We start from the raw sequence: 25,882 nt of genomic DNA, 5'->3' as shown, positions 1-25,882 counted from the left end.
ATCGACAGCGGTGGACGGCATATGTTATGGCGGCATATCGATTGATCCCTGAGCGGCCGGCAACGGCCAAATTTCCGACAAATATCAATACTATGGCCACGCCTACTTCTCCGATGACGCGGCCCCCGGCGCATCCATGGCAGGCTCCAACTCAAGAAAACCGGTTGTTGGCATGAAGATTCGCGTCGCGCTTGTTTCCGCCCTGCTGGCCTTATCCGGCTGCGGCACCTTGAGCGGCAAGGGCCCAACGCTCGCGCCGACACCGGCCTCGACGCCTCCGTCAAGCGGCAAGGTTACCAAGTCGATCATTTCGGCGATGGACGGCGGCCTCATTGGCGGCTCGATTGGCAACGGCCTCAGCGAATCGGAAAAACGCAGCGCTCTCGAGGCGGAATACAAGGCGCTCGAATATACGACGAGCGGCCAGAAAGTGGCGTGGAAGGGCGATCAGGCATCGCACTATGGCGAGGTGGTTCCGGCCCAGCCCTATCGCGTCGGTTCGCAGGATTGCCGCCAGTACACGCAGACGGTCTTCACCGGCGGAGCAGGCGTCACGGCGCGCGGAACCGCGTGCCGCAACGCCGACGGCAGCTGGACGCCGCTGACCTGATATCCAGACCGGCTCCGGCCGGTTGATGTCGATCAAGGACGTCAGGCGCGGCGGCCGTCAAAGCGTCGCAGGATGCTTGTGTTGGCAGGGCAGGGCTCTGTCGTTATTGGAAGAACCATGCTGTTCTGGGTCATAGCCGCAATACTGACGCTGGGCGCGAGCCTGGCGGTGCTGCTGCCGCTGGCCGGGGGCGCCAAGGGCGCGTCGTCGAGCGGCGAGCATGATCTGGAAGTCTATCGCGATCAACTGTCCGAGCTTGACCGCGACGCCGCGCGCGGCCTGATCCAGCCTGCGGAAGCGGCCGAGGCCCGCGCCGAAATCGCGCGCCGTATCCTTCGCCTCGACAATGCCGATACGGCCGGCAAGGCGTCGGCCAGGCCGGCTTCGGTCACCGCACGGCTTGTCGCGACCGTGGCCGTGCTGGCGGTGCCACTGGTCAGTTGGGGTGTTTACAGCCGGATCGGCTCGCCCGATCTGCCGGCGCAGCCGCTCAGCGAAAGGCTGGCCAAGAACCCGGCCGACAGTTCGGTCGACGAATTGGTTGCACGGGCCGAGGCCCACCTCGCCGCCAACCCTTCCGACGGCAGGGGATGGGACGTGCTGGCTCCAGTCTATCTGCGCATGCAGCGCTTTTCCGACGCGGTGACCGCCTATCGCAACGCCATCCGCCTCGATGGCGACAGCGCTGTTCGCCAGGCCGGCCTCGGCGAGGCGATCGCCGGCGCGGCGGGCGGTATTGTCTCGGCCGATGCCCAGGAGGCCTTCGAGGCGGCGCTGAAGCTCGATCCGGCCAACGCGAAAGCCAGCTTCTATCTGGCCATGGGCTTGGCGCAGGAGGGACGCAACAAGGAAGCGGTCATGGCCTGGCAGGCGATGCTGGGCACTTTGCCGCCGGGTTCGCCATGGCGCGCCGCCGTCGAACAGGCACTGGCCAAATCCGCCAGCCCCGAAGTCGCATCCGGCGCGGCCGCGAAAGGTCCCGATGCCGCGGATGTCGACGCCGCGTCCTCTATGTCGCCGCAGGATCGCGAAGCCATGATCATCACAATGGTCGCCGGCCTCGACGAAAAACTGCGGCAAAATCCGCGTGACCCGGAAGGATGGATGCGGCTCGTTCGTTCCTATGTCGTGCTGGGCAAGGCCGATCAGGCGCGCGAGGCGCTGGGTCGCGCCATCGCCGTCTTTGGCGCCGGCAGCGACGAAGCCAAGAAATTCACCGCCTTTGCTGCCTCGCTCGGCCTGACGGTGACGGAGTAGAACTGGACATGACGCGCAAGCAGAAACGGTTGTCGGTGATTGTCGGTGGACTGGCTTTCCTAGGCGCCGCCACCGGGCTGACCTTCTACGCGCTTGGCCAGAAGGCGTCCTATTTCTACATGCCTGCCGACCTCACCACGGCAAGCGTCCAGCCCGGCCAGCGTATCAGGCTCGGCGGGCTGGTCGAAAAAGGCACGATCCAGCGCGGACAGGGCGCGACGGTCGCCTTTTCGGTCACCGACACGCACAAATCGGTCAAGGTCACCTATACCGGCATCCTGCCCGACCTCTTTCGCGAGGAGCAGGGCGTCATCACCGAGGGCAGTTTCGGCCCGGACGGCGTCTTTGTTGCCGACAGCGTGCTGGCCAAGCATGATGAGCGCTATATGCCCAAGGAAGTGGCCGACGGGCTGAAGGCCAAGGGCGTCTGGCAGGAGAGCAAAAGTGAGTGAGGGGCATGGTTGAGACCGGACATTTCGCGCTGGTCCTGGCGTTCGCGCTTTCGCTGGTGCAGATGATCGTGCCGCTGTTCGGCGCGCGGCTGAACAACCAGCGCCTGATGGCTGTCGGCGGTCCCGTCGCGATAACCAGCTTTGCGTTGACGGCGCTGTCCTTCGCAGCACTGGCGACTGCCTACGCCAACTCCGACTTCTCCGTGGCGAGCGTCTGGGAAAACTCGCATTCGCTGCAGCCGATGATCTACAAGATCACCGGAACCTGGGGCAATCATGAAGGCTCTATGCTGCTCTGGGTGCTGATCCTGACCTTTTTCGGCGCGCTGGTCGCCGCTTTCGGCTCCAATTTGCCGGCGACGCTGCGCGCCAATGTGCTGGCCGTGCAGGGCGCCATCGGCGCTGCCTTCTTCCTGTTCATCCTGGCGACGTCCAACCCCTTCATCCGACTCAATCCGGCGCCGATCGAAGGCCGCGACCTCAACCCGGTCCTGCAGGATCTCGGCCTCGCCATTCATCCGCCGCTGCTCTATCTCGGCTATGTCGGCTTCTCCATCTGCTTCTCCTTCTCGGTCGCCGCCTTGATCGAGGGCCGCATCGACGCCTCCTGGGCGCGCTGGGTGCGGCCATGGACGCTGGTCGCCTGGATGTTCCTGACCGGCGGCATCGCCATGGGCTCTTACTGGGCCTATTACGAGCTCGGCTGGGGCGGTTTCTGGTTCTGGGATCCGGTCGAGAACGCCTCCTTCATGCCGTGGCTGGCGGGCACCGCGCTGCTGCATTCGGCCATCGTCATGGAAAGGCGCTCAGCGCTGAAGATCTGGACGCTGCTGCTCGCTATTCTCACCTTTTCGCTGTCGCTGCTCGGCACCTTCCTGGTGCGCTCGGGCGTGCTCACCTCGGTACACGCCTTTGCCACCGATCCAGCGCGCGGCGTCTTCATTCTGTGCATCCTGACGCTGTTCATCGGCGGCTCGCTGGCGCTGTTTGCGCTGCGCGCCTCGCGGTTGACAGCCGGTGGCTTGTTCCACCCGATCTCGCGTGAAGGCGCGCTCGTCCTCAACAATCTTTTCCTAACCACGGCGACCGCCACCGTGCTCGTCGGCACACTCTATCCGCTGGCGTTGGAGGCGCTCACCGGCGGCAAGATCTCGGTCGGGGCGCCGTTCTTCGACTTGACCTTCGGCCCGTTGATGCTGCCGCTTCTGGTCCTCGTGCCGTTCGGCCCGCTGCTGGCCTGGAAGCGCGGTGACATCATTGCCGCATCACAGCGCCTGATGGCGGCCTTCGCGGTGGCGCTGGCGGCAATGTTGATCACCGGCCTCTTTATCGACGGCGCGTCGGTGTTCGCAGCTCTCGGCATCGGCCTGGCTGTCTGGCTGGTCGCCGGCGCGCTCACCGACCTTGCCGTGAAGTCAGGCGTCGGATCGGCTGCACCGGCCGTCATGGTCAGGCGCTTCGCCGGCCTGCCGCGCTCGGTCTTCGGCACGGCATTGGCTCATCTCGGCCTCGGCCTGACCTTGCTCGGCATCGTCGCCACGCTCTCCTTCGGCACCGAGAAGATTCTCACCATGCGCGCCGGCGAGACGGTGGAATTATCAGGCCATACGCTGCGTTTCGTCGGGCTTTATCCGGCGCAGGGGCCAAACTACAGCGAGGACCGTGGCCGCTTCGAACTGATCGGCGTCGGCGGCAGTGCCGTCGGCGAAATCAGTTCCGCCAAGCGTTTCTTTCCGGTGCGGCAGACGACGACGACGGAGTCCGGCATCAAGACCCTCGGTCTTTCCCAGCTCTACATCTCGCTTGGCGACGAAGCCAAGGACGGCTCGGTTGTGGTGCGCCTCTGGTGGAAGCCACTGGTGACGCTGATCTGGGGCGGCGGCCTGGTGATGATGGCGGGCGCTGCCATGTCGCTGATGGACAGGCGCCTGCGTGTCGGCGCACCCTCGCGCCGGCGCAAGCAGGCGAGCGCCACGGCGCCCACGGTCCTGCCATGAAGGCAAGGTTCTCCGCCGCGTTGCTCGTCCTGATGCTGGCGCTCGGCTTTGCCGGCACCGCGCTGGCGGTGAAGCCTGACGAGATGCTGGCCGATCCGGCGCTCGAGGCAAGGGCGCGGGCGCTGTCGGAAGGCCTGCGCTGCATGGTCTGCCAGAACCAGTCGATCGACGAATCCGATGCCGATCTTGCCCGCGACCTGCGCATCCTGGTGCGCCAGCGCCTGGTCGCCGGCGATACCGACCAGCAGGTTATGGACTATGTCGTTTCGCGCTACGGCGAATTCGTGCTGCTGAAGCCGCGCTTCGACCTGCGCAACGCACTGCTTTGGGGCACGCCGGCGATCCTGCTTTTTGCCGGCGCCATCTTCATTGTGCTTAGCGCGCGGTCGCGTCGCCCGGTATCGACCGCGCTTTCGTCCGACGAGCAGGCGGCGCTGGACAAGATGCTGAGAGACTAATTCGGCCATTCCTCCGGCGGCCAGTCCCGCGACGTGTGGATGACACGCAGGATGACAACGCTTTCGCGGCTGCCGATCGGCCGCAACGCATAGGCAATGACGTAAGGCAGGCGGCCGAGGGGCTTCTCATACGTGCCTGTTACCCGACCGGGCCGGCCCGTCGCCATGTCGCCAAGGTTCCGGCCCGCGTCACGAATGCGATCCGCGAGGTGTCTGGCAGCGGAGGGATTGTCTTGCGCAATGAAGGCGACTTGCCGCTTAATATCGTCCAGTGCGTCCCGCGACCAGGTGACGAACCGCTTCACCTATTGCCTCTGCGATTGGCTTCCACGACTTCGATAACGGCATCGACTTCCGCCATGGCATCGTCGTGGGGCACGACACGGCCAGCCGCCGCATCGGCCATGCCGCGTTTGATGCCTTCGATAATCTCCAGTTCGCGGTCGACATAGGCAGAGACCGCCTCGGCTGCGAGGAAGGATTTGCTGCGACGGGTATCGGCGGCGATCCTTTCAAGCTTCAGCTTGGTTTCGGACGAGACGCGAATTGTCATGGTGGTGCTGGTCGTCATGGTGAAAGCCTTGTGCTGAGTTGTGTACAACATAGGCCAGCAAACGAACGCCAACAAGGATTTGTGCGTCCTCGTTGCCGGTACATTACCAAAGTTTCATGTGTCGGAAATGGCGCTGTAATGTGCGCCTCTCTAATTCTCTCTCCTCGAGGATGCCGATCAAGCTGCGTCCGTCTGAAAGAGGATAAGAGACCCATGAATATTGCCCCCAATTCATATTCCCGCACCCGCAAGCGTCTTCTGGCCGCCGCTGCTTCCGTCGCCGTCGCCGGCGCGATCGGCGTTGGCGCGCTGACCAGCGGAACCAGCCCTGTTCTGGCCGATGCCGTGCGTGTCGAGGCGCCACAGGTGCAAGGCTTCGCCGATGTCGTCGAACGCGTTTCGCCGGCCGTGGTCAGCGTCAAGGTGAAGGCCAAGATCCAGCCGACCGCCGATGATGGCTCCGATGACCAGGACGGCTTCGACAATCTTCCCAACAATCCGCAACTGCGCCGCTTCTTCAAGGAGTTCCGTGGCTTTGGCGACCAGAACGGTCAGAACGACGACGGTCATCGCCGCTTCGGTCACCGCGACCGCAGCAACAACGACCAGCCGCGCCCGGTGGCGCAGGGTTCCGGCTTCTTCATTTCCGAGGACGGCTACCTCGTCACCAACAATCACGTAGTCGAGGAAGGCACCGCTTTCACCGTGGTGACCAGTGACGGCAAGGAACTCGACGCCAAGCTTGTCGGCACCGATCCGCGCACCGACCTTGCCGTGCTCAAGGTCGACGGTGGTGGCAAGTTCACCTATGTCGATTTCGCCGACGATTCCAAGGTTCGCGTCGGCGACTGGGTCGTGGCCGTCGGCAATCCGTTCGGCCTCGGCGGCACCGTCACTGCCGGTATTGTCTCGGCGCGTGGCCGCGACATCGGCGCCGGCCCCTATGACGATTTCCTCCAGATCGACGCCTCGGTCAACCGCGGCAATTCGGGCGGCCCGACCTTCAACCTCAACGGCCAGGTGGTCGGCATCAACACCGCGATCTTCTCGCCCTCGGGCGGCAGCGTCGGTATCGCCTTCGACATTCCTGCCTCGACCGCCAAGCAGGTTGTCGAGGACTTGATGAAGAGCGGTGCGGTGCAGCGCGGCTGGCTCGGCGTCGAAATCCAGCCGGTCACCTCGGACATCGCCGAATCGCTCGGTCTGAAGTCCAACAACGGCGCGTTGGTGTCGAGCGCCCAGGATGATGGCCCCGGTAAAAAGGCCGGCATCACGGCTGGCGACGTCATCACCCAGGTCGAGGGCAAGGATGTCGCTTCGCCGAAGGAACTCGCCCGCCTGATCGGCGCCTATTCGCCGGGCAAGTCGGTTGACGTCACCGTCTGGCGCGACGGCAAGAGCCAGACGATCAAGGTCGATCTCGGCAAGCTGCCGGCCAGCGACAAGCAGGCCTCGAACGACCAGCAGCAGCAGCCCGCTGCTCCGGCCAAGCCCGACACACTGGCCGATCTCGGCCTCACCGTCACCAAGTCCGAAAACGGCAAGGGTCTTGTGGTGACCGATGTCGATCCCGACAGCACAGCCGCCGACCGCGGCATCCAGCCGGGCGACATCATCACCGCGGTCAATTCGAACGAGGTGAGCGGCACCGACGACGTCACCAAGGCGATGACCGACGCGGTGAAGGCCGGCCGCAAGGCGGTGCTGATGCAGATCACCCGCGACAACAACAACCGTTTCGTCGCGCTGCCCGTCGCCAAGGGCTGACAACGACTTTTCCGGTGCTGCGGTTTCAAACACCCCCGAGCCGCCGCATGGGAAAGCATGGAGCCGGGTACGTTAGTCAGTCATCGTGCTCTCCTCCAGCGGCAGCGGGCCTCCCATCGCCCGCTGCCGCACATTTTGGAAGCCGCCCCAAAAACACTCCCTCGGGCTGGGCCGAGAGGATGTGGTGATTGCAGGATCATGCCCCGAAACAGGCCCCGAAACAGGCTTGTCGGGGATGAAGGCAACCAGAGAACAAGATTTTATCGCGCGCGATCCCGATCATCTTGATCGCGACGCGCTTTGGCAAAGGCTAAATGCAGATGCCGGCTACTCAACCTTCCAGCGAAATCGCGTATAACGGCCCAATGAAGATTCTCGTCATAGAAGACGATCGCGAGGCTGCGGATTATCTGCAGAAAGCCTTTGCCGAGGCCGGTCATACCGCGCATGTCGCCGGTGACGGCGAAACCGGTTTCGCGCTTGCCGACGCCGGCGACTACGACGTGATGGTCATCGACCGGATGATGCCGCGCCGCGACGGCCTTTCGGTCATTGCCGGCCTTCGCTCCCGGGGCAACACCACGCCGGTGCTGATCCTGTCGGCGCTGGGCGAGGTCGATGACCGGGTCACTGGCTTGCGCGCCGGCGGCGACGATTATCTGACCAAGCCCTATGCGTTTTCCGAGCTTCTGGCCCGCGTCGAGGTGTTGAACCGCCGCGCCAGCGCCAAGGAGGCCGAAACCGTCTACCGGGTTGGCGACCTTGAACTCGACAGGCTGTCGCACTCGGTTCGACGGGCGGCGCGCGAGATCACGCTGCAACCGCGCGAATTTCGCCTGCTCGAATATCTGATGCGCCACGCCGGCCAGGTGGTGACGCGCACCATGCTGCTCGAAAATGTCTGGGATTATCATTTTGATCCGCAGACCAATGTCATCGATGTCCATGTCTCGCGGTTGCGCGGCAAGATCGAAAAAGGCTTCGACAAGCCGATCCTGCATACGGTTCGCGGCGCCGGCTACATGCTGAAGGGCGGCTAGAGCATGACCCCGAAAGGTGGGAGCCGGTTTTCTCGGACAAACGGTTTCCGTTTGTCCAGAGATCATGCTCCAACAAAGAGCTAGGCGACAGCATGGCTCTTTCCGTGCCGGCCATTATGAGGACGACGGCAGCGCGGCTTTCGGCGCTCTACCTTCTGCTCTTCGCGCTCTGCGCCGTGCTGCTTGTCTTCTACATGACCTCGCTATCGGCGCGCATGCTGACAGCGCAGACACAGGAGACCATCAACGACGAAGTGCTCGGCCTCGCCCGTGCCTATCAGCGCGGCGGCCTGCCGGTGCTGGTGCGCGTGGTCGAAAACCGCTCCCGCCAGCCTGGTGCCAACCTCTATTTGATCGCCGACGCCAACGGCCAGATCCTTACCGGCAACGTGCAGAGCCTGGAACCGGGGGTGATCGACACGGAGGGTTGGACGACCGAGCCGTTCTCCTACAAGCGCTTCGGCGAAGGCGAGCTTGACCGCCTGCGCAGCGGAACGTCAGACCAGACGACAGCTCCCGCAACTGGTGACAACGCGACACCGCAGGCCGAAGGCGAGAAGGGGCACAACGCCATTGCGCTGGTGCTGCGGCTGCCCAATCAGATGATCATGCTGGTCGGCCGCGATCTTGGCGAACCAGAGCGCTTCCGCGCCGTCATCCGCCGTGCGCTGATGCTGGCGCTTGGCATGATGGGCCTGGGCGGCATCTTGATCTGGTTCTTTGTCGGCCGTGCCGCGCTGAAGCGCATCGACAGCGTGTCGGAGGCCAGCCGCCGCATCATGGGCGGCGATCTATCGGGCCGGCTGCCTGTGACTGGCGCCGGCGACGAATTCGACCGGCTTTCGGAAAACCTCAATTCGATGCTGGCCAGGATCGCCACGCTCAACGAAGGCCTGAAGCAGGTTTCCGATAACATCGCGCATGACCTGAAGACGCCGCTGACCCGGCTGCGCAACCGCGCCGAAGCGACACTTTCCGGCAAGCACAAGCCCGCCGATTACCGCCAGGCGCTCGAAGGCACCATCGCCGAGTCCGACCAGCTGATAAGAACCTTCAACGCGATCCTGATGATCTCCCGGCTGGAGGCCGGATATTCGTCCGAACACACCAACCGGGTCGATCTGGCGGCGGCGGTGCGTGATGTCGCCGAGCTCTACGAGCCGGTGGCGGAAGAGGCCGGCGTTTTGCTCGAAGCCGAGGTGAATGGTGCTTTTCTCGTTGACGGCAACCGCGAGCTGATCGGCCAGGCGCTGTCCAACATCGTCGACAATGCGATCAAATATTCGACGGACTCCACGTCCAAGCCGGCGGTTCATGTCACGCTCGAGCGGACCCATGGCGAGATCAGGCTTTGCGTCGCCGACAACGGCCTGGGCATTCCGGACGATGCCGATCGCGCGCGCGCAACCGAACGTTTCGTTCGGCTGGAGAAGAGCCGTTCGCAGCCCGGCTCCGGCCTTGGCCTCAGCCTCGCCAAGGCGGTCATGACCTTCCACTATGGGCGGCTTGATCTTCTGCCTGGCAATCCGGGATTATCCGTGGTCATGAGTTTCCCCGCACGGGAGGATCATTGATGGCTGCGGTTGCGAAACGGACGGTCACGGACTGGCTGCTGAAGCCAATGGCCGGGCTTGCTCCGCTCGACAAAGATCGGGCGCGGCAGGCACTGGCCGAAATCACTGCTGTGGCACGCGAAGAAGGGTTGGCGCGGCTGGTCAAATTCCTGGCCGGCAAGGGGGAGGGCCAGGATTTCCTGGCCACCGTCTTCGACCTCTCGCCGTTTTTGCGCGATACGGCACGGCGCCGGCCTGGGATTCTGGACGCCCTTTTCGATCAGCCGATCGAAGTGCGCCTGAAAGCGATCACCGCCGCCATCGAGTACGCGCCTCTTGCTGAGGCGGTTTCCGAATCCAGCCTGATGATGGAGCTGCGCCAGTTGAAGGCAGAGGCGCATTTCCTGATCGCGCTGGCCGATCTCGCCGGTGAGGCGGAAACATCACTGACGGTGCGGCGGTTGAGCGATCTTGCCGATGCCTGCACCCGCGCGGCTGTCGACTTCCTGCTGCGCGACGCGCATGGCCAGGGCAAGCTCAAACTGGCCGCTCTCGACAATCCGTCGCGGCAGTCAGGCTGGATCCTGCTCGGCATGGGCAAGCTCGGCGCGCATGAGTTGAATTTCTCCTCCGACATCGATCTGGTCGTCTTCTTCGATCCGGAAGCGCCTGCCGTGGTCGATCCGCTCGACGCCACGGAGCTGTTTTCGCGGCTGACGCGACGGCTGGTGCGCATTCTGCAGGACCGCACCGAGCACGGCTATGTCTTCCGCACCGATCTGCGGCTGCGCCCCGATCCCGGTTCGACTCCGCTGGCGATCCCCGTTGAAGCCGCGCTGCGTTACTACGAAGCACGTGGCCAGAACTGGGAACGTGCGGCGATGATCAAGGCGCGTCCCGTGGCCGGCGACCTGGCCGCGGGCGCTGCCTTTCTCAAGGAGTTGCAGCCCTACATCTGGCGCAAATACATGGACTACGCGGCGATTGCCGACGTCCATTCGATCAAGCGCCAGATCCACGCTCACAAGGGCCATGGCGAGATCGCTGTGAAGGGCCACAACGTCAAGCTCGGCCGTGGCGGCATCCGCGAGATCGAGTTCTTCGTCCAGACCCAGCAGCTCATCGCCGGCGGCCGTTTTCCGGAACTGCGCGGTCGCGAAACCGTGTCGATGCTCGGCCAGCTCGCCGCGCGCGGCTGGATCACCGCCGATGCGCGTGACGCGCTTGCCCGCCAGTACTGGTTCCTGCGCCGCGTCGAGCATGCCGTCCAGATGGTAGCCGACGAGCAGACGCATACGTTGCCGGAAGACGATGAAGGGCTGGAACGGATCGCCCGCATGCTGGGTTTTGCCGATGCGGCCGCATTTTCCCAGGCATTCCGCGCCTCGCTGCAGCAGGTCGAGCGCCACTATGCGGCGCTGTTTGAAACCGCTCCGGAGCTTTCGGCTGGGATCGGCAATCTGGTCTTCACCGGCGATGTCGATGATCCCGACACGCTGCGGACCTTGCACGGTCTCGGCTTCCAGCGGCCGAGCGACATCTGCCGCGTTATTCGCGGCTGGCATTTCGGCCGCTATCGCGTCACCCGGTCGGCGGAGGCGCGCGAGCGGCTGACGGAATTGACGCCGGCGTTGCTGCGCTCTTTCGGCCAGACGCGCCGGGCGGACGAAGCTTTGATCCGCTTCGACGAGTTCCTTGCCGGTCTGCCGGCCGGCATCCAGCTGTTTTCGCTGCTGCAGTCAAACCCGGCGCTGCTCAAGCTGATGGCGACCATCATGGGCGCGGCACCCCGGCTGGCGGCGATCATCACGCGCCGGCCGCATGTCTTCGACGGCCTTCTCGACCCCGCCCTTCTCACCGAACTGCCTGACCGCGCCTATCTCTCGGCACGGCTTTCTGCCTTCCTCGAAGGCGACCGGGCCTATGAGGAGGTGCTGGACCGGCTGCGTATCTTTGCCTCGGAACAAAGATTCCTGATCGGCGTGCGGCTGCTTGCCGGCTCGATCGATCCGTCTCGCGCCGGCCGCGCCTTTTCCGACCTCGCCGATCTCACCATCGAGGCGGCGTTGCAGGCAGTGACCGCCGAATTCGCGGCGCGCCACGGCACGGTCGCCGGCGGCGTGGTTTCGCTGCTCGGCATGGGCAAGCTCGGCAGCCGCGAATTGACCGCTGGATCGGATGTCGACCTCATCCTGCTCTACGATCATGACGCGGACGCCGAGGACTCAGACGGCGACAAGCCCCTGGCGCCCTCCCACTATTACACGCGTATGACGCAGCGGCTGATCTCGGCCGTATCGGCGCCGACGGCGGAAGGGGTGCTCTACGAACTCGACCTGCGGCTGCGGCCGTCCGGCAACAAGGGGCCGGTGGCCACCCACATCGATGCCTTCAAGAAATACCAGCGCCAGGAGGCCTGGACCTGGGAGCACATGGCGCTGTCGCGGGCGCGGCCCATTGGCGGTGATGCCGGCCTGTGCGCCGAGGTCGAAGCGGAGGTTGCAGCCGTGCTCCGCCAGCCGCGCGACGCGGCAAAGGTGAAGGCCGAGGCCTCGGACATGCGCGCCATGATCGATAAGGAAAAGCCTGCGCGTGACCTCTGGGACATCAAGCTGATCCCCGGCGGGCTGATCGACCTCGAATTCATCGCCCAGGTGGCTGTCATCACCGGGCAGGTGGAGGCCGGGCCGCGCGCCACCGGTACGGCCGAGATCCTGTCGCGACTGGCGCCTCGTTTCGCCGATGCCAGGGTCAGGCATGACCTTGGCGATGCCTATGCGCTCTATCTGGCGCTGACCCAGATGACGCGTCTGTGCCTCACCGGGCCGTTCGAGCGCGACGACGTTCCGCCGGGGCTTTCGGATCTGCTCCTGGCGGTCACCGACCTGCCGGATTTCGGTGTGCTGGAAGCACATCTCAAGGAGACGTCGCAAAAGGTCAGGAAGGATTTTGATCTTTTGCTTCGTGCCGGATGACGGTGAAACGGTCGTCCGGCCGCATCGGGGGTGACGATGCAACAGGAGAAGATCATGAGAAAGTCAACCAAGCTTGCCCTTGCCTTCGCGGCGCTTGCCGGCGCCATCGGCACCACCGCCTATGCCGAAAATAATGCCAGTGCGAAAATGCGTGAGAGCATGATGGCCCGCCTCGACAAGGCGATGAGCGATTCAGACGGCGCCATCACCTTTGATCAGTTTTCGGACGCCATGAACGCCCGGCTGAAGAAGCTCGTTGCCGAGAATGGCGGCAAGCTGACCGTCGCCCAACTCGCCGACGCGCTGGAGAAGGCCCGCTTCGAGCGGATGGCTAGGCGCATCATCGCCCGCTACGACACCAAGGGCGACGGCACGCTGACCACGGATGACATCACCGGCCGCGAGAAGAAGGTGTTCGCCATGCTCGACAAGAACAATGACGGCAAGATCGAGAAGAGCGAACTGCCGAAGGGCGGGCGTTTTGACCATCATGGCCAATCGGATGACGACGACGGCGACACCATGCAGTGAAGTTTAAGAGGCAGGCTCCGGCAAGATCAGCCGGAGCCCAGCCGCTTAAGCTGCGACCTTAACGGCCGCCGGCGCCTTCTTCACTGGAATGCGCACCGATACGATCGTGCCGACACCTTCGGTCGAACGGATCTTCAGCGCGCCGCCCTGGAGCTCGGCCAGCGAGCGTGAGATCGCGAGGCCAAGGCCGGATCCGGCATGGTTCTTGGAGAACTGGTTCTGCACCTGTTCGAAGGGCCGCCCGAGCTTGCCGAGCGCCTCCTTCGGAATGCCGCAGCCATTGTCCTCGATGGTCAGCACCAGCGCGCCCGATGTGTTGCGGGCCCTGACCGATATGTGGCCACCCTGGCCGGTGAACTTCACCGCGTTGGACAGGAGGTTGATGACGATCTGCTTGATGGCCCGGCGGTCGGCGAACAAAGTCAGCGCATCGGCGATGCGTGTTTCCACGGTGATCGCCTTCTGCGCCGCCTGCAGCGAGACGACGCGCACCGTCTCGCTGATCAGCGGACCGAGGTCGATCTGCTCGCGGTCCAGCGAGAACTGGCCGGCCTCGATCTTGGACATGTCGAGAATATCGTTGATGACGCCGAGCAGGTATTTGCCGCTGCTGTTGATGTCGGTGGCATACTCCTCGTAGCGCTCCGACCCCAGCGGCCCGAACAGCCCCTGTTCCATCAGCTCTGAGAAGCCGATGATGGCGTTCAGCGGCGTGCGCAGTTCATGCGACATGTTGGCCAGGAACTCGGATTTAGCCCGGTTCGCGGCTTCGGCGCGTTCGGTTTCCTTCATGTATTTACGGTTGAGGTCGACCAGTTCACTGGAGCGCTCCTCTTCGGAGCGCCTGGCGAGGCTGAGGTCATGGATCGTTGCCATTAGCCGGCGTTCGCTGTCGACCAGCTTTTCCTGATGCAGCTTGATCTGCGTGATGTCGGAGCCGACCGAGACGATGCCGCCGTCCCGGGTCCGGAGTTCATTGACCTGCAGCCAGCGGCCGTCTGACAGCTGCCGCTCGAAAGTGGCGCCGCCTTGCGGACCATTGGTGTTGGCGAGCCGGCGCTCGGACGCAAAGGCCAGCATCCGCTCTTCGAGGGAAGCGCGTGTCACACCCGGCATCACGTCGCGATCCGAGAGCCCGTTGTCTTGCTGGTATTTGGAGTTGCACATGATCAGGCGCTGCGCCGAATCCCACAGCACGAAGGATTCGTTGATGTTCTCGATCGCGGTCCTGAGCCGCAGGTCGGCGGCCTCCGAACGCAGCGCCAGATGGCGCTGCTCGGTGACGTCGACGGCGATGCCGATCAGCTGGATTTCCGGCGCTTCCGGATCCATGACCTGTGCACGCGCGCGCATCCACACCCATTGGCCATCGGCATGCCGCATCCGGAACACCTGGTCGATGTGGTCGATCTCGCGGGCGACAATCTTGTTGGCGAGCTCGAACAGGTCGCCGTCCTCGGGATGGATGATCTCGTCGACCTCGCCGAAGGACAGCATCGTGTCGCAGGGCTCGTAGCCGAGCATGTCGTACATCGAGCGCGACCAGTACATCTTGCCGCGCACCATGTCCCAGTCCCACAGGCCGCAGCGGCCGCGCACCAGCGCCATGTCGATGCGTTGATGCGCTTCGAGATAAATGCGGTCAGCGGCTTGGGCGCGCGCGGCCTGCCCGAAATAGGCGTAGAGGATGATGATGAGCACGCCGGCTGTCAGCACGAACAGGGTGACGTTGAGCGAGACGGTCTTGCGCCATGTGTCGAAGACTGCTTCCTGCGGCACCAGGGCCGCCGCCGCTCCCTTCCGGTCCTTGGCCACACTGACCGCCGCATACCAGTCCTGCCCTCCAATGCTGACCTCCATGACGCCGGCGCGGTCGCCGAACATGAAGAGCGGCTGGCCGCCCTCGACGAGGCCGTCGAGCGCATGGCCTTGCCATGGCATCGAGCGCGGCGTCACCGCGGTGATCTTGAAGGCGTTGTCGGTGATGACGAGTACGTGGCTGCGGCCCATCGCGCCCTGGCGGCTGGTGGTTTCCAGCAGGTCCTGGATGGCGCCGGGTACGGTGTCCGAGGTGGTAGCCAGCGAACTGGCCAGCTGACCCGCCGCCAGCGTCAGGATCGCCTTGGCATCGCGCTCGACATCGTCGCGCTCGTTCATAAGTGACAGCACGCGCAGCGCCGCGATGACGAGCAGGAAGATGATGATGAGGGCCGGTATCGACCGGCGCAGCAGCGGTTCGGCGGCCAGAAGCCGCTTGTAGGCCGGTTCGGCAATGAGCCGCGTATTCCCGGCAAGGCCATCGCTGCGCGTCTCGCGACGCGCAAAAGCCATCCCACCGGGCGCGCCCCACGCGTCCGCCTTCGCCATAAATGGCACTCCCCGAATTTGCCTATGCTGCTTTGTGATCCGGCAAACGCCGCACATCCGAATCGTCAGTAAAGAATCAAAGGTGATTCGCCTTGTCCAGTGGTCCGGCGAAAAAAGATTAAAAATCGACTAAAATAATCGGTTTTGGAGGTGCGATGGCTCGGGCCTTCTCCCCGCATGGGGAGAAGGCAAGGGGTGCCTAGGCCAGCGTGCGCTCGACGATATCGCGCAGATCCGCCGACAGGTTTTCGGCATTTGCGATCGAAAGCAGCGCTTCCCGGGCCTTGGCCTGCCGGCCTGGTTCGAGCGAACGCCATGATCTCAGCGCCGTCGCCAGCCTTGCCGCCACTTGCGGGTTGCGCTTTTCGACCTCGAGCACCGTTTGCGCGAAGAACCGGTAGCCTTCGCCGTCGGCGCGGTGGAAACCGGTCTGGTTGGCGCTGGAGAAAGTGCCGATCAGCGAGCGCACCCGGTTCGGATTGGCCATCGAGAAGGCCGCATGAGCGGATAGCGCCCGAACCGTGTCTATCGCCTGCGGCCCCGGCACGCTGGCCTGGATCTGGAACCATTTGTCCATGACCAGCGGGTCGGATGCATAGGTCTTTTCGAAAGCCGCCAGTGCTTGGTTTGCCTCCGGCGAACCATGGTGGCGATACGCGAGCACGGCAAGGGCGGCTGCGCGGTCGGTCATGTTGGTCGCCGACTGGAAATGCCCGGCGGCCAGTGCCGATCCACCCGGCAGCAGCGAGAGATAATCCAGCAAAGTGTTGCGCAGGGCGCGTCGTCCTGCGCTCGCCGCGTCGGGGCTGAAGGCGGCCTCGTCGGCAAGGCTGTGGTAGAGGCTGGAAAATGCCTCGCCATTGGCCGTGGCGATGACCTGCGCCAGCGCCTCGCGGGCCGCGTGAATGGCGTCTGGGTCGATATTCCTGCCGATGTCGCGGGCGATGTCGGCGTCGCCCGGTAGCGCCAGCGCCAGCGCCCGGTAGGCGGGCTCCAGCGTCTCATCGGCGGCGATGCTGCCGGCAAGCTCGGTAAGCCGCGTCGCGAAGACCGGCTGCTTGCCGCCAAGGATTTCGCGGAAGGCTGCGATCAGTGCATCGGTGAGCAGTGTGTTGAAGGCTTGCCAGCGCGAGAAGGCGTCGCTGTCATGGCGGGCGAGGAAGAACTGGTCGTCAGCCTTCTGCTCGACCGACAGCGTTACAGGCGCCGAAAAGCCGCGGTTGAGCGACACGGCGGGACGTTCGGCAACGCCCGAGAAACGCACCATATGGCGGCGCTTGCGAAGATGGATGACGCCGTCCTCGACGCTGGCGCCCTCGACGCCGCTATAAGCGACGGGTTTGCCGCCGGTGCCGATCAGGCCGAAGGCGAGCGGAATATGCATCAGCCGCTTGCGGCTTTCGGAGGGTGTCGGCGGTACCGACTGCTCGATTTCGAGCGTAAACTCCTGCGCGGCCGCATTGTGCGTCGAACTGACCGTCAGGTTCGGCGTGCCCGCCTGGTGATACCAGAGCGCGAACTGCGACAGGTCACGCCCCGAAGCATCCTCGAACACCTTGATGAAATCCTCGATCGTCGCGGCGTCGCCGTCGTGCCGCACGAAATAGAGGTCCATGCCGGCGCGAAAGGCATCTGCCCCCAGAATGGTACGGATCATGCGCACCACTTCCGAGCCCTTTTCGTAGACCGTCGCCGTGTAGAAATTGTTGATCTCGCGGTAGCGGCGCGGCCGCACCGGATGCGCCAGCGGGCCTTGATCCTCGGGAAACTGATGCGCGCGCAGCAGGCGTACCTCGGCGATGCGCTTGACCGGCCGCGAGCGCTGGTCGGCGGAGAATTCGTGGTCGCGGAAGACCGTCAGCCCTTCCTTCAGGCAAAGCTGGAACCAGTCACGGCAAGTGATTCTGTTGCCTGTCCAATTGTGGAAATATTCATGCGCGATGATCGCCTCGATATTGGCGAAATCGGCATCCGTCGCCGTCTCCTGGTCGGCCAGCACATATTTGTCGTTGAATATGTTGAGGCCTTTGTTCTCCATCGCGCCCATGTTGAAGTCGGACACGGCGACGATGTTGAAGACGTCGAGGTCGTATTCGCGGCCAAACGCCTCCTCGTCCCATTGCATCGACCGCTTCAGCGCGTCCATCGCGTAGCCGGCCAGCTTCTCCTTGCCGGGCTCGACATAGATGCCGAGTTCGACCTTGCGGCCGGATAGGGTGACGAAACTGTCGGCGACCTGGCCGAGATTGCCGGCCACCAGCGCGAACAGATAGGACGGCTTGGGGAAGGGGTCGTGCCAGACGGCATAGTGCCAGCCGTCGCCGATATCGCCACTGTCTCCCGGATTGCCATTGGACAGGAGCAGCGGCGCCTCGTCGCGCGGCGCCTCGATGCGCACGGTGTAGACGGACAGGATATCGGGGCGATCGAGGAAATAGGTGATGCGGCGAAAGCCCTCGGCCTCGCATTGCGTGCAATAGACGTTGTTCGAGCGGTAGAGCCCCATCAGGGCCTCGTTGCCGGCCGGCGCCAGTTCGGTCTCGATCAGCAGCTGGAACCGGCGCGCGGCAGGCGGCTTGAGAAGGGTGAGCTGGTCAGGGGTTACCAGCAGGTCCGCTGGTTTAGCCTTCTTGCCGTCGATCTCGATGCGCTTGAGCGTCAGCCCGTCGCCGTCGAGAACCAAGGGCGCCGCCGCGGCTACGCCGTCGCGGCGTTCGATCGTCAGTATTGCGGTGACGATCGTGGCCTCGGGCGAAAGACGGAAGGTGAGGTTGGTCTGCGGAATGAGATAATCGTTGGGGCGATAGTCTTCGAGCTTGAAGACCTGGCCGGTGTCCGTGCGCATTCCCTGGGTTTTCCTGTCGATTGCGTTGGAGGCGGACAGTTCCCGCTGGTCCAAGAAATTTGAAGTCCGCGCTCTTTACACGAAACAGTCCCTCGACAAAACTCAGCGGATGCCTATTTCAGGCGTTCCTTCTCCACATCCTCACGAGGCAGCCATGACCGTCGTCACACCGAAATTCGGCATGGGCCCATCGCCGACGTGACGTCAGGAAAGGGGACCGAGCCAGAAACGACCAGCGGCCACGGCACGCTAAGGGGCATCGCACTGAAGATCGTCTCGGTGGCGGTTTTTGTCGGCATGCAAACCTGCATCAAGGCGGCCGGCGACGTGCCGGCCGGGCAGATCGTGTTCTTCCGCTCGTTCTTCGCCATCTTCCCGATCATTGCCTTCCTGGCGTTGAAGGGACAGCTGGCGACGGCATTCGTTACCAAACGTCCCTTCAACCACGTCGCGCGCGGCGTCGTCGGCGTCGGAGCCATGGGGCTGGGCTTCTTCGCGCTGACCAGGCTGCCGTTGCCGGAGGCGATCACCCTGAATTACGCGCAGCCGCTGCTGGTCGTGGTGTTCTCCTCCGTCTTCCTTGGCGAGACGATCCGCGTCTATCGCTGGAGCGCGGTCGCCGTCGGCCTCATTGGCGTGCTCATCATCTCCTGGCCGGAACTGACCCTGCTCAACTCGGACGAAGCCCTCGACGACCAGGAAGTCCTGGGCGTCATGGCCGCGCTGGTGGCCGCGGCGATCTCGGCAGTCGCCATGCTGCTCGTCCGCAATCTCGTGCAGACGGAGAAGACGGCGACCATCGTGTTGTGGTTCTCGTCGACCGCCAGCGTGCTCTCGCTGCTGACGCTGCCTTTCGGCTGGCATTCGCTGATGCCAGCGCAAGCCGCGCTGCTCGTCATGTCCGGCTTCTGCGGCGGCCTCGGCCAGATCCTGATGACCTCGGCCTATCGCCATGCCGAGGCCTCGGTGGTGGCGCCGTTCGAATACACCTCGATGATCCTCGGCGTCGTCGTCGGCTATTTCATTTTCGGCGACGTGACCTCGCTCAACACGCTGGTTGGCGGTGCGATCGTGGTGGCCGCCGGCGTCTTCATCATCTGGCGCGAGCGGCAACTCGGCCTGGAGCGCACGCGAACGCGCAAGGTGACGCTGCCACAGGGGTGAGGAGAGGTCCTCGTAGCGGACGGAAAGCCAATTGCTTGGCTTTCCGAACAATGAACGCCCGGAGCGGTAGCGAGGGGCCGATATCCTCAGTTACGATCGTTCGTTTCGCTCCTTCGCCAGCCGCACCAGCACCGCGCGAGTCTGCTCGTCGGCCGGGAAAAATGACTCAATCGCCAGTTCCGACAAGGTCACATCGAGCGGCGTGCCGAACACGGTGATGGTGCTGATGAACGACAGCACCTGATCGCCATGCGCGAGGCGCAGCGGATGCACGATGGCGTTCGGCTCGACGGGTGTTGGCCTGCTGTCCTTCAGCCCGGATGGATAGCTGCGCAGCTCGCGCTCCAGTTCGACCAGCACCGGATCGCCGCTGGCATCGTTCTGGTGCTTGAGGCGTTCGAGCAGATGCGTGCGCCATTCCGCGAGGTTGACGATGCGTGGTGCGATGCCGCCGGGGTGCAGGCTCAGGCGAAGCACGTTGACCGGCGGCGTCAGCAGCGAGGCCTCGCTGACATCGGCGAGGAAGGGAGCAATCGCGGCATTCGCCGAAACCAGGTTCCAGTGCCGGTCCACCGCCAGCGCCGGGAAGGGCTCATGCCCTTTGAGCACGATCTCGACCGCCGCCATCGCCGGCGCCAGCGTCGTGTCGGTCAGCGGCCGTTCGCTGAAGTTCGGCGCAAAGCCTGCCGCCAGCAGTAACTGGTTGCGTTGCCTCAACGGGATCGCCAACTGCTCCGCCAGATGCAGCACCATGTCACGCGAGGGCGCAGAGCGCCCGCTCTCGACGAAGCTCAGATGGCGCTGTGAGATTTCGGCTTCCATGGCAAGGTCAAGCTGGCTCATGCGGCGGCGCGTGCGCCATTCGCGGATGAGACTGCCAGCGGAATTTTGGGCTGATGTCATGGGTCAGGATTAAGGCGGCGGCAGAGGGATTTCAATTACCTCCGAGGTTATCGCTAGGAGAGCGCCCGCAGCTTCGCCTTGACCTCGAGAAAATCCCGCCATGCCAGCTTCTTGTGTGCCGGCGTCCGCAGGAGATAGGCCGGGTGCAGCGTCGGCATGGCCGGAATGGCGATGCCGGAGGCCGTGGTGTGGACACGCCAGTTGCCGCGCAGCCTGAGAATGCCTTCCGAGGTATTCAGCAAGGTCTTGGCCGAAGGGCCGCCGAGATTGACCAGCACCTTGGGATTGACCAGCTCGATCTGCCGCTCGATGAACGGCCGGCAGATCTCGGTCTCGTGCGGCGTCGGCGTGCGGTTGCCTGGTGGCCGCCACGGGATGACATTGGCGATATAGACTGAAGTGCGGTCGAGCCCGATCGCGGCCAGCATGCGGTCGAGCAGCCGGCCCGAGCGGCCGACGAAGGGCAAGCCCTCAATGTCCTCGTCGCGGCCCGGCGCTTCGCCGACCAGCATCACCGCGGCCTCGGGGTTGCCATCGGCGAACACCAGGTTCTTGGCGGTGGCCTTGAGATTGCAGCCGTCGAATGCCGCCATATGCTGGTGCAGCTCGTCCAGGGTTGTTGCCGTTGTTGCCAACTGGCGCGCAAGCGCCGCCTGAGCTTCGTCTGGCACGGCGGCGACCGATGGACGCGCCGGTGCGTCCGGCACCCGGCTCGCATCCAACCCGGGCGATGTCGCGGGGCGCTCCGGCGCCTTGTCTTCGCGAGGCGGCGCCGCCGGCGTAGGTGCCCGCTCGACAGGTCTCGGCGCCGCCTCGGCGAAGCGGTTCACCGGGGCGTCTTCCAGCGCCTCATCGACGCCGGCGCTGGCATAGAACGCCAGGATGTCGGCAATATCGGTCGGGCTGTTGGGGGAGGCGGCAGTCATGGCGCGCACATTCGTCCGCATGACTGCAATTTGCAAGACCGGCTGCTTGCACTATCCGGTCGGGATGCGCGGATCTTGCACCAGATAGAAGGTCCATCGTGGTGTGTAATCCGTCATCAGGAACTCGAAGCTGACGGTCTTCAGCGGGTCGACCTTGCCGTTCTTGAACAGCAGCCGGTCATAGGGTTCGAAGTCGCGGTCGAAATCGGCGAAATTGCTCGACCAGATATTGTCGGGCGTCTTGTTGCGCTGGTCGAAGGAAAGCCCGTCTCCAAACACGCTCGGCTGATCCAGGATCTCCTGAAGCTCGAACTGGAATTCGATCCAGGCCTGGCCGCTGTTGTTGAGCACGTCGATGCGCATATACATGATGCCATTGGCGAATTCGCCCGCCTTGCCGAATGTCTCGATCGGCTTTGTGGTGCGGATGGTCAGCGTCACGGGTGTCGCCGAATTCAGTTCTTCGGTGATGACCAGCGGATCGTCCTTGGTACCGATGCCGGAAGCTCCGGTGATGCGGAAGCCGCCGAGCTCGTCGGAGAAGGAGTAGGCGCCTGTCGCCCAGACCTTCACCTCGTCCGCGGCTGCGTGCCGCGGTGCCAACATCAGAAGGGCGAGAAGAATCGCCCGGCAGGCCCGGCCGGGCGTGAAAAGAAAGCGCGTCGAAGGAAAGCCGGCAGGCCCAGGAATGCGCATGGCGGGAAGTATGGCCGATAAGCAAGCCGCCGAACAATTAAAAAACGCAAGCACCGTAGGTCGCGCCAGGCACGAACGGCTGCCCTGCCGCAGGATGCGCGACTTTTTGGCCAAATCCGCATTGTCACGTATGCGCCGGTTTCCTGTCGCCAATTGATGCGCTATGCAGCGCAGGAGCCAGCAAGATACGCAACAGCGGCAAGCCAGTGCGGAGGGGTTGATGAGCGATATCGAACGCGAAAGCATGGAATTCGACGTGGTCATCGTCGGTGCCGGTCCGGCCGGCCTTGCCGCGGCCATCCGCCTCAAGCAGGTCAATCCCGAGCTTTCCGTCGTCGTGCTGGAAAAGGGCGGCGAGGTTGGCGCTCATATCCTCTCCGGCGCCGTCGTCGATCCGATCGGCATCGACCGGCTGCTGCCCGGTTGGCGCGAGGAGGAGGGGCATCCCTTCAAGACGCCGGTCACGGCGGACCATTTCCTGGTGCTCGGCCCCGCCGGCTCGTTTCGCCTGCCCAACATATTGATGCCGCCGCTGATGAACAATCACGGCAACTACATCGTCTCGCTCGGCAATGTCTGCCGCTGGCTGGCCGCCAAGGCCGAGGCGCTGGGCGTCGAGATCTATCCGGGCTTTGCCGCCGCAGGCCTGCTCTACAATGAAGAAGGTGCTGTCACCGGTGTCGTCACCGGCGACATGGGCGTCGAGAAGGACGGCACGCACGGCCCGGGCTTTGCACCGGGCATGGCGCTGATGGGCAAATATGTGCTGATCGGCGAAGGCGCGCGGGGCTCGCTCGCCAAGCAGCTGATCGCCAGATACAAGCTCTCCGATGGCCGCGAGCCCGGTAAATACGGCATCGGCCTCAAGGAGCTTTGGCAGGTCAAGCCGGAGAACCATAGGCCGGGCCTGGTGCAACATTCCTTCGGCTGGCCGCTCGACATGAAGACCGGCGGCGGCTCCTTCCTCTACCATCTCGAGGACAATCAGGTGGCGGTCGGCTTCGTTCTCCACCTCAACTACAAGAATCCCTGGCTGTCGCCCTTCGAGGAATTCCAACGCTTCAAGACCCATCCGGCGATCCGCGGCACCTTCGAAGGCGCCAAGCGCCTGGGCTATGGCGCGCGCGCCATCACCGAGGGTGGCTGGCAGTCGGTGCCGAAATTGTCCTTCCCCGGCGGCGCGCTGATGGGCTGCGCGGCGGGCTTCGTCAACGTGCCGCGCATCAAGGGTTCGCACAATGCGGTGCTCTCCGGCATGCTGGCGGCCGAGCATGTCGCCGAAGCGATCGGCGCTGGCCGCGCCAATGACGAGCTCACCTCCTACGAGCAAGCCTGGCGCGCGACCGACATCGGCAAGGATTTGAAGAAGGTGCGCAACGTCAAGCCGTTGTGGTCGCGCTTCGGCACCATCGTCGGCGTCGGCCTTGGCGGCTTCGACATGTGGCTGAACACGCTGTTCGGCGTCTCGCCCTTCGGCACGCTGAAGCATGGCAAGGCCGACTATGCGGCGCTCGAGCCAGCTGCCAAGCACCAAAAGATCGCCTATCCGAAGCCCGATGGTGTGCTGACATTCGACCGCCTGTCCTCGGTGTTCCTGTCCAACACCAACCATGAGGAAAACGAGCCGGTCCATCTGCTGGTCGGCGACATGGCCTTGCAGCAGCGCTCCGAGCACGATGTCTTCGCCGGACCTTCGACACGCTATTGCCCGGCTGGCGTCTATGAATGGGTCGACAAGGACGGCAACGCCGCCGCCGATCCGGCGGCGAAGGATGTGCGCTTCGTCATCAACGCGCAGAACTGCGTCCACTGCAAGACATGCGACATCAAGGATCCGAACCAGAACATCAACTGGGTGCCGCCGCAGGGCGGCGAAGGTCCGGTCTACCAGGGCATGTGACCTCGCGCGGCCGGGCGGTTCAGGTCTCTGCAGCAAAAAATGCAGGTGAGTGCTGGCTGCGAGGGCATGCAGGCCGGCAGAACCGTTGAAACGGCAACCGGTCTATGGTTCCCTCTCCAGCGATAGGGAGAAAGGCCGATGCGCCGGATTGTTCTGACATGCCTCGTCGCCATCGGGGCGCTGTGTGCGCCAGAGGCTTTGGCAGGCATCAGGGCAGTGGTCCAGACGCGGACCTACGACATTGCGGGAAGCTCGGGCGCCGCTCTCGTCGAAGCGATGGACAGCAAAGGCCCCAGGCACGGCTTCATGACGCATGCCATCGCCACCACGGCCTATACGGTCGACTGGAACCTCAACGCCACTGAGGGCAACGGCTTCTGCCGGATGCGGCGGGTCAATGGCACGCTCAACCTTTTCTACACCTTCCCTCGCCTTGCGTCGCCCGCGACGCCGGAACTGAAGAGGCGCTGGGGCAGGTTTTTCGCCGGTGTTCGCGCCCATGAGGAAACACATGGGCGCATCGCCAGGGAGATGATGCGCGCTACGGAAAGGTCGATAGCCGGCCTGCGGGTCGCCAACGACCCGTCTTGCTACAAGACGCGCCACGAAGCGCAGCTTCGCATCCGGGCTGTCTATGCCGAATATGAGGCCAAACAAAACGCCTTCGATCGGCGCGAGCACAGCAAGGGCGGACATGTCGAACATCTGATCGCTGCCTTGATCAGAAAACCATGAACGTGTGATCCGCTCAGCGTCGTGGCGCGCGGGCTTCGCTCAGCCGTGAGGCTTGGCTGACAAGTCGCTCGCCGCGAGCGCTGTGGCGTGGTCATTCTCAGGCTGCTTGTCGTCGGGGCGAAGCGTGAACTCGACCAGCACCGGCAGATGGTCTGAGCCGGTATCCTCCAGCCGCGTCGAAGACAGGATCGTCAACCCGCCCTTGCTGAACACCTGGTCGATCGGCAGGCCCGCATAGCGGCGCAGGACATCGGGCAGTGTCCGGTGGATCCAGGTCGGCCCGGCCGAGGGCATGAGCGTCAGCCCGCCGAGCGCCGCGACCCGCCGCACCGCCGCGCTCCACGGCACAGCGTTGCAATCGCCGGCCATGATCGCGGTCTCGCCAAGCCCGGCCAATGTCTGCGCCAGTTCGCCGATCTGCCAGTATTGCTCCTTCGGCCACGGCCAGCTCAGATGGATCGCGGCGACATCGACGCCGATGCCGCCGAAGTCGACGGTGGCGGTTGCCATCGCGCCGCGCGGCTCGCAGCGCGGTGCCGTGCCTGCCATGAAGGGCCTGCGCGACAGCAATGCCACCCCGAACATGCCGTTCGGATAGGGACAGAGGATACGGTAGGGGTAGGCGCTGGTGATGGTGCCAAGCTCGGTCGTCCACATCTCCGACACCTCATCGAGGGTGATCACGTCCGGGTTGGTGCGGCCGATCAGGGAGAGAACTTTCTTCGGTGTCGGGTTGTTGAAGCGCAGGTTCATCTGCAGCAGGCTGTACACAGCCTGATCGGCGGGCTTGGCGACCGCCGGCTGCGGCCAAAGCCTGGGCAGGGCGCTTGCTGTCGTGGCCAGGCAGGCGATGGCAAAGACCAGCCCCGCTGCGGCCTGCAGCCGAAACGAGCTGGCAAGCAGCGGCAGCGCCAGGAGCGCCATAAGCACGCTGAAGTGCATGCGGAAATGCGAGAAGGAATCGAAAGCCGGATGCAGCGTGCCGAAGAACCCGGCCAACAGCGCGGCCGACAGAGCCGTCATCGCCAGGAATGCCAACCCAGCCGTCATATTCAAGCGCGCGCCTGTTGTCATTGAGGTCGTGTCTGCCGAATGCCGCCTGCGTTCGATCTGCTTATCGGCCAAATTGCGGCTTGAGCAAGACGGCGAATTG

At 64.1% G+C, this 25,882-nt stretch carries 21 protein-coding genes; 13 read left to right on the top strand and 8 right to left on the bottom strand.

Annotation, left to right across the window (positions count from 1 at the left end; translation table 11 throughout):
• Positions 1–172: 172 nt before the first annotated feature.
• The 5 genes from AC04SF_RS23330 (at position 173) to AC04SF_RS23310 (ending at position 4,774) form a co-directional block, all read left to right on the top strand.
• Positions 173–610 (top strand): RT0821/Lpp0805 family surface protein, encoded by a 438-nt coding sequence (locus tag AC04SF_RS23330; RefSeq protein WP_096456239.1) that lies wholly within the window; start codon positions 173–175, stop codon positions 608–610.
• Between the two features lie 117 nt (positions 611–727).
• Positions 728–1,867: a c-type cytochrome biogenesis protein CcmI gene (gene ccmI, locus AC04SF_RS23325; protein WP_488479690.1), complete on the top strand. Its 1,140-nt coding sequence runs from the start codon at positions 728–730 to the stop codon at positions 1,865–1,867.
• Positions 1,868–1,875: 8 nt separating this feature from the next.
• The gene (ccmE, locus tag AC04SF_RS23320; protein WP_010915048.1) at positions 1,876–2,319 is read left to right on the top strand and encodes a cytochrome c maturation protein CcmE; all 444 of its coding nucleotides are present in this window, start codon (positions 1,876–1,878) and stop codon (positions 2,317–2,319) included.
• Between the two features lie 5 nt (positions 2,320–2,324).
• A complete protein-coding gene (locus AC04SF_RS23315) occupies positions 2,325–4,316 on the top strand; it encodes a heme lyase CcmF/NrfE family subunit (RefSeq protein WP_488479689.1) in 1,992 nt (663 codons plus the stop codon).
• Positions 4,313–4,774 carry a cytochrome c-type biogenesis protein gene (locus tag AC04SF_RS23310; protein WP_488479688.1) on the top strand — a complete coding sequence of 154 codons (462 nt, stop codon included), beginning with the start codon at positions 4,313–4,315 and terminating at the stop codon, positions 4,772–4,774. The genes AC04SF_RS23315 and AC04SF_RS23310 overlap by 4 nt, the downstream gene beginning before the upstream one ends.
• On the opposite strand, the gene AC04SF_RS23305 is transcribed toward AC04SF_RS23310, so the two are convergent.
• Together AC04SF_RS23305 and AC04SF_RS23300 are read right to left on the bottom strand one after the other, a co-directional pair.
• Positions 4,771–5,079, bottom strand: coding sequence for a type II toxin-antitoxin system RelE/ParE family toxin (locus AC04SF_RS23305; RefSeq protein WP_202350792.1), 309 nt, complete (start codon positions 5,077–5,079; stop codon positions 4,771–4,773). The genes AC04SF_RS23310 and AC04SF_RS23305 overlap by 4 nt on opposite strands.
• Entirely contained in the window at positions 5,076–5,345 is a 270-nt protein-coding gene (locus AC04SF_RS23300) for a CopG family ribbon-helix-helix protein (protein WP_488479687.1), read from the bottom strand. The genes AC04SF_RS23305 and AC04SF_RS23300 overlap by 4 nt, the downstream gene beginning before the upstream one ends.
• A 195-nt stretch (positions 5,346–5,540) precedes the next feature.
• On the opposite strand from AC04SF_RS23300, the gene AC04SF_RS23295 reads away from it, so the two are divergent.
• The 5 genes from AC04SF_RS23295 to AC04SF_RS23275 all read left to right on the top strand — a co-directional run bounded on the left by AC04SF_RS23295 (position 5,541) and on the right by AC04SF_RS23275 (position 13,193).
• Positions 5,541–7,094 (top strand): Do family serine endopeptidase, encoded by a 1,554-nt coding sequence (locus AC04SF_RS23295; protein WP_488479686.1) that lies wholly within the window; start codon positions 5,541–5,543, stop codon positions 7,092–7,094.
• Between the two features lie 365 nt (positions 7,095–7,459).
• Entirely contained in the window at positions 7,460–8,134 is a 675-nt protein-coding gene (locus AC04SF_RS23290) for a response regulator transcription factor (RefSeq protein ID WP_027041628.1), read from the top strand.
• Positions 8,135–8,226: 92 nt separating this feature from the next.
• Positions 8,227–9,708 (top strand): sensor histidine kinase, encoded by a 1,482-nt coding sequence (locus AC04SF_RS23285; RefSeq protein ID WP_488479685.1) that lies wholly within the window; start codon positions 8,227–8,229, stop codon positions 9,706–9,708.
• Positions 9,708–12,662, top strand: a complete 2,955-nt coding sequence (locus AC04SF_RS23280; protein WP_488479684.1) for a bifunctional [glutamine synthetase] adenylyltransferase/[glutamine synthetase]-adenylyl-L-tyrosine phosphorylase — start codon at positions 9,708–9,710, stop codon at positions 12,660–12,662. The genes AC04SF_RS23285 and AC04SF_RS23280 overlap by 1 nt, the downstream gene beginning before the upstream one ends.
• 54 nt (positions 12,663–12,716) lie before the next feature.
• On the top strand, positions 12,717–13,193 hold the full coding sequence (locus AC04SF_RS23275) for an EF-hand domain-containing protein (protein ID WP_488479683.1): 477 nt from the start codon (positions 12,717–12,719) through the stop codon (positions 13,191–13,193).
• A gap of 45 nt (positions 13,194–13,238) precedes the next feature.
• Here AC04SF_RS23275 and AC04SF_RS23270 read toward each other — a convergent pair whose 3' ends face one another.
• Together AC04SF_RS23270 and pepN are read right to left on the bottom strand one after the other, a co-directional pair.
• Complete coding sequence (locus AC04SF_RS23270; protein ID WP_488479682.1) at positions 13,239–15,560, bottom strand: PAS domain-containing sensor histidine kinase; 2,322 nt, start codon at positions 15,558–15,560, stop codon at positions 13,239–13,241.
• A gap of 199 nt (positions 15,561–15,759) precedes the next feature.
• Positions 15,760–18,405, bottom strand: a complete 2,646-nt coding sequence (gene pepN, locus AC04SF_RS23265) for an aminopeptidase N (protein ID WP_488479681.1) — start codon at positions 18,403–18,405, stop codon at positions 15,760–15,762.
• Positions 18,406–18,603: 198 nt separating this feature from the next.
• Between pepN and AC04SF_RS23260 the strand changes: the two genes are divergently transcribed.
• The gene (locus AC04SF_RS23260; protein WP_488479680.1) at positions 18,604–19,569 is read left to right on the top strand and encodes a DMT family transporter; all 966 of its coding nucleotides are present in this window, start codon (positions 18,604–18,606) and stop codon (positions 19,567–19,569) included.
• A 90-nt stretch (positions 19,570–19,659) separates the two neighbouring features.
• Here the strand turns inward: AC04SF_RS23260 and AC04SF_RS23255 are convergent, their stop codons facing one another.
• From AC04SF_RS23255 to AC04SF_RS23245, 3 genes are read right to left on the bottom strand one after another with little or no spacing between them, the layout of a single operon-like run.
• The gene (locus AC04SF_RS23255; protein ID WP_488479679.1) at positions 19,660–20,472 is read right to left on the bottom strand and encodes a helix-turn-helix domain-containing protein; all 813 of its coding nucleotides are present in this window, start codon (positions 20,470–20,472) and stop codon (positions 19,660–19,662) included.
• Between the two features lie 53 nt (positions 20,473–20,525).
• On the bottom strand, positions 20,526–21,398 hold the full coding sequence (locus AC04SF_RS23250) for a uracil-DNA glycosylase (protein WP_488479678.1): 873 nt from the start codon (positions 21,396–21,398) through the stop codon (positions 20,526–20,528).
• A 51-nt stretch (positions 21,399–21,449) separates the two neighbouring features.
• Complete coding sequence (locus AC04SF_RS23245; protein ID WP_488479677.1) at positions 21,450–22,094, bottom strand: hypothetical protein; 645 nt, start codon at positions 22,092–22,094, stop codon at positions 21,450–21,452.
• A 220-nt stretch (positions 22,095–22,314) separates the two neighbouring features.
• On the opposite strand from AC04SF_RS23245, the gene AC04SF_RS23240 reads away from it, so the two are divergent.
• Positions 22,315–23,994, top strand: coding sequence for an electron transfer flavoprotein-ubiquinone oxidoreductase (locus tag AC04SF_RS23240; protein WP_488479676.1), 1,680 nt, complete (start codon positions 22,315–22,317; stop codon positions 23,992–23,994).
• 138 nt (positions 23,995–24,132) lie between these two features.
• Positions 24,133–24,729 (top strand): DUF922 domain-containing Zn-dependent protease, encoded by a 597-nt coding sequence (locus tag AC04SF_RS23235; protein ID WP_488479675.1) that lies wholly within the window; start codon positions 24,133–24,135, stop codon positions 24,727–24,729.
• Between the two features lie 39 nt (positions 24,730–24,768).
• Here AC04SF_RS23235 and AC04SF_RS23230 read toward each other — a convergent pair whose 3' ends face one another.
• A complete protein-coding gene (locus tag AC04SF_RS23230; protein WP_244571325.1) occupies positions 24,769–25,779 on the bottom strand; it encodes an endonuclease/exonuclease/phosphatase family protein in 1,011 nt (336 codons plus the stop codon).
• Positions 25,780–25,882 lie beyond the last annotated feature (103 nt).

Source organism: Mesorhizobium sp. CNPSo 4671, assembly GCF_057784245.1.
Note: the sequence above shows the minus strand (reverse complement) of the source record. Positions and strands in the feature narration are given on the sequence as shown.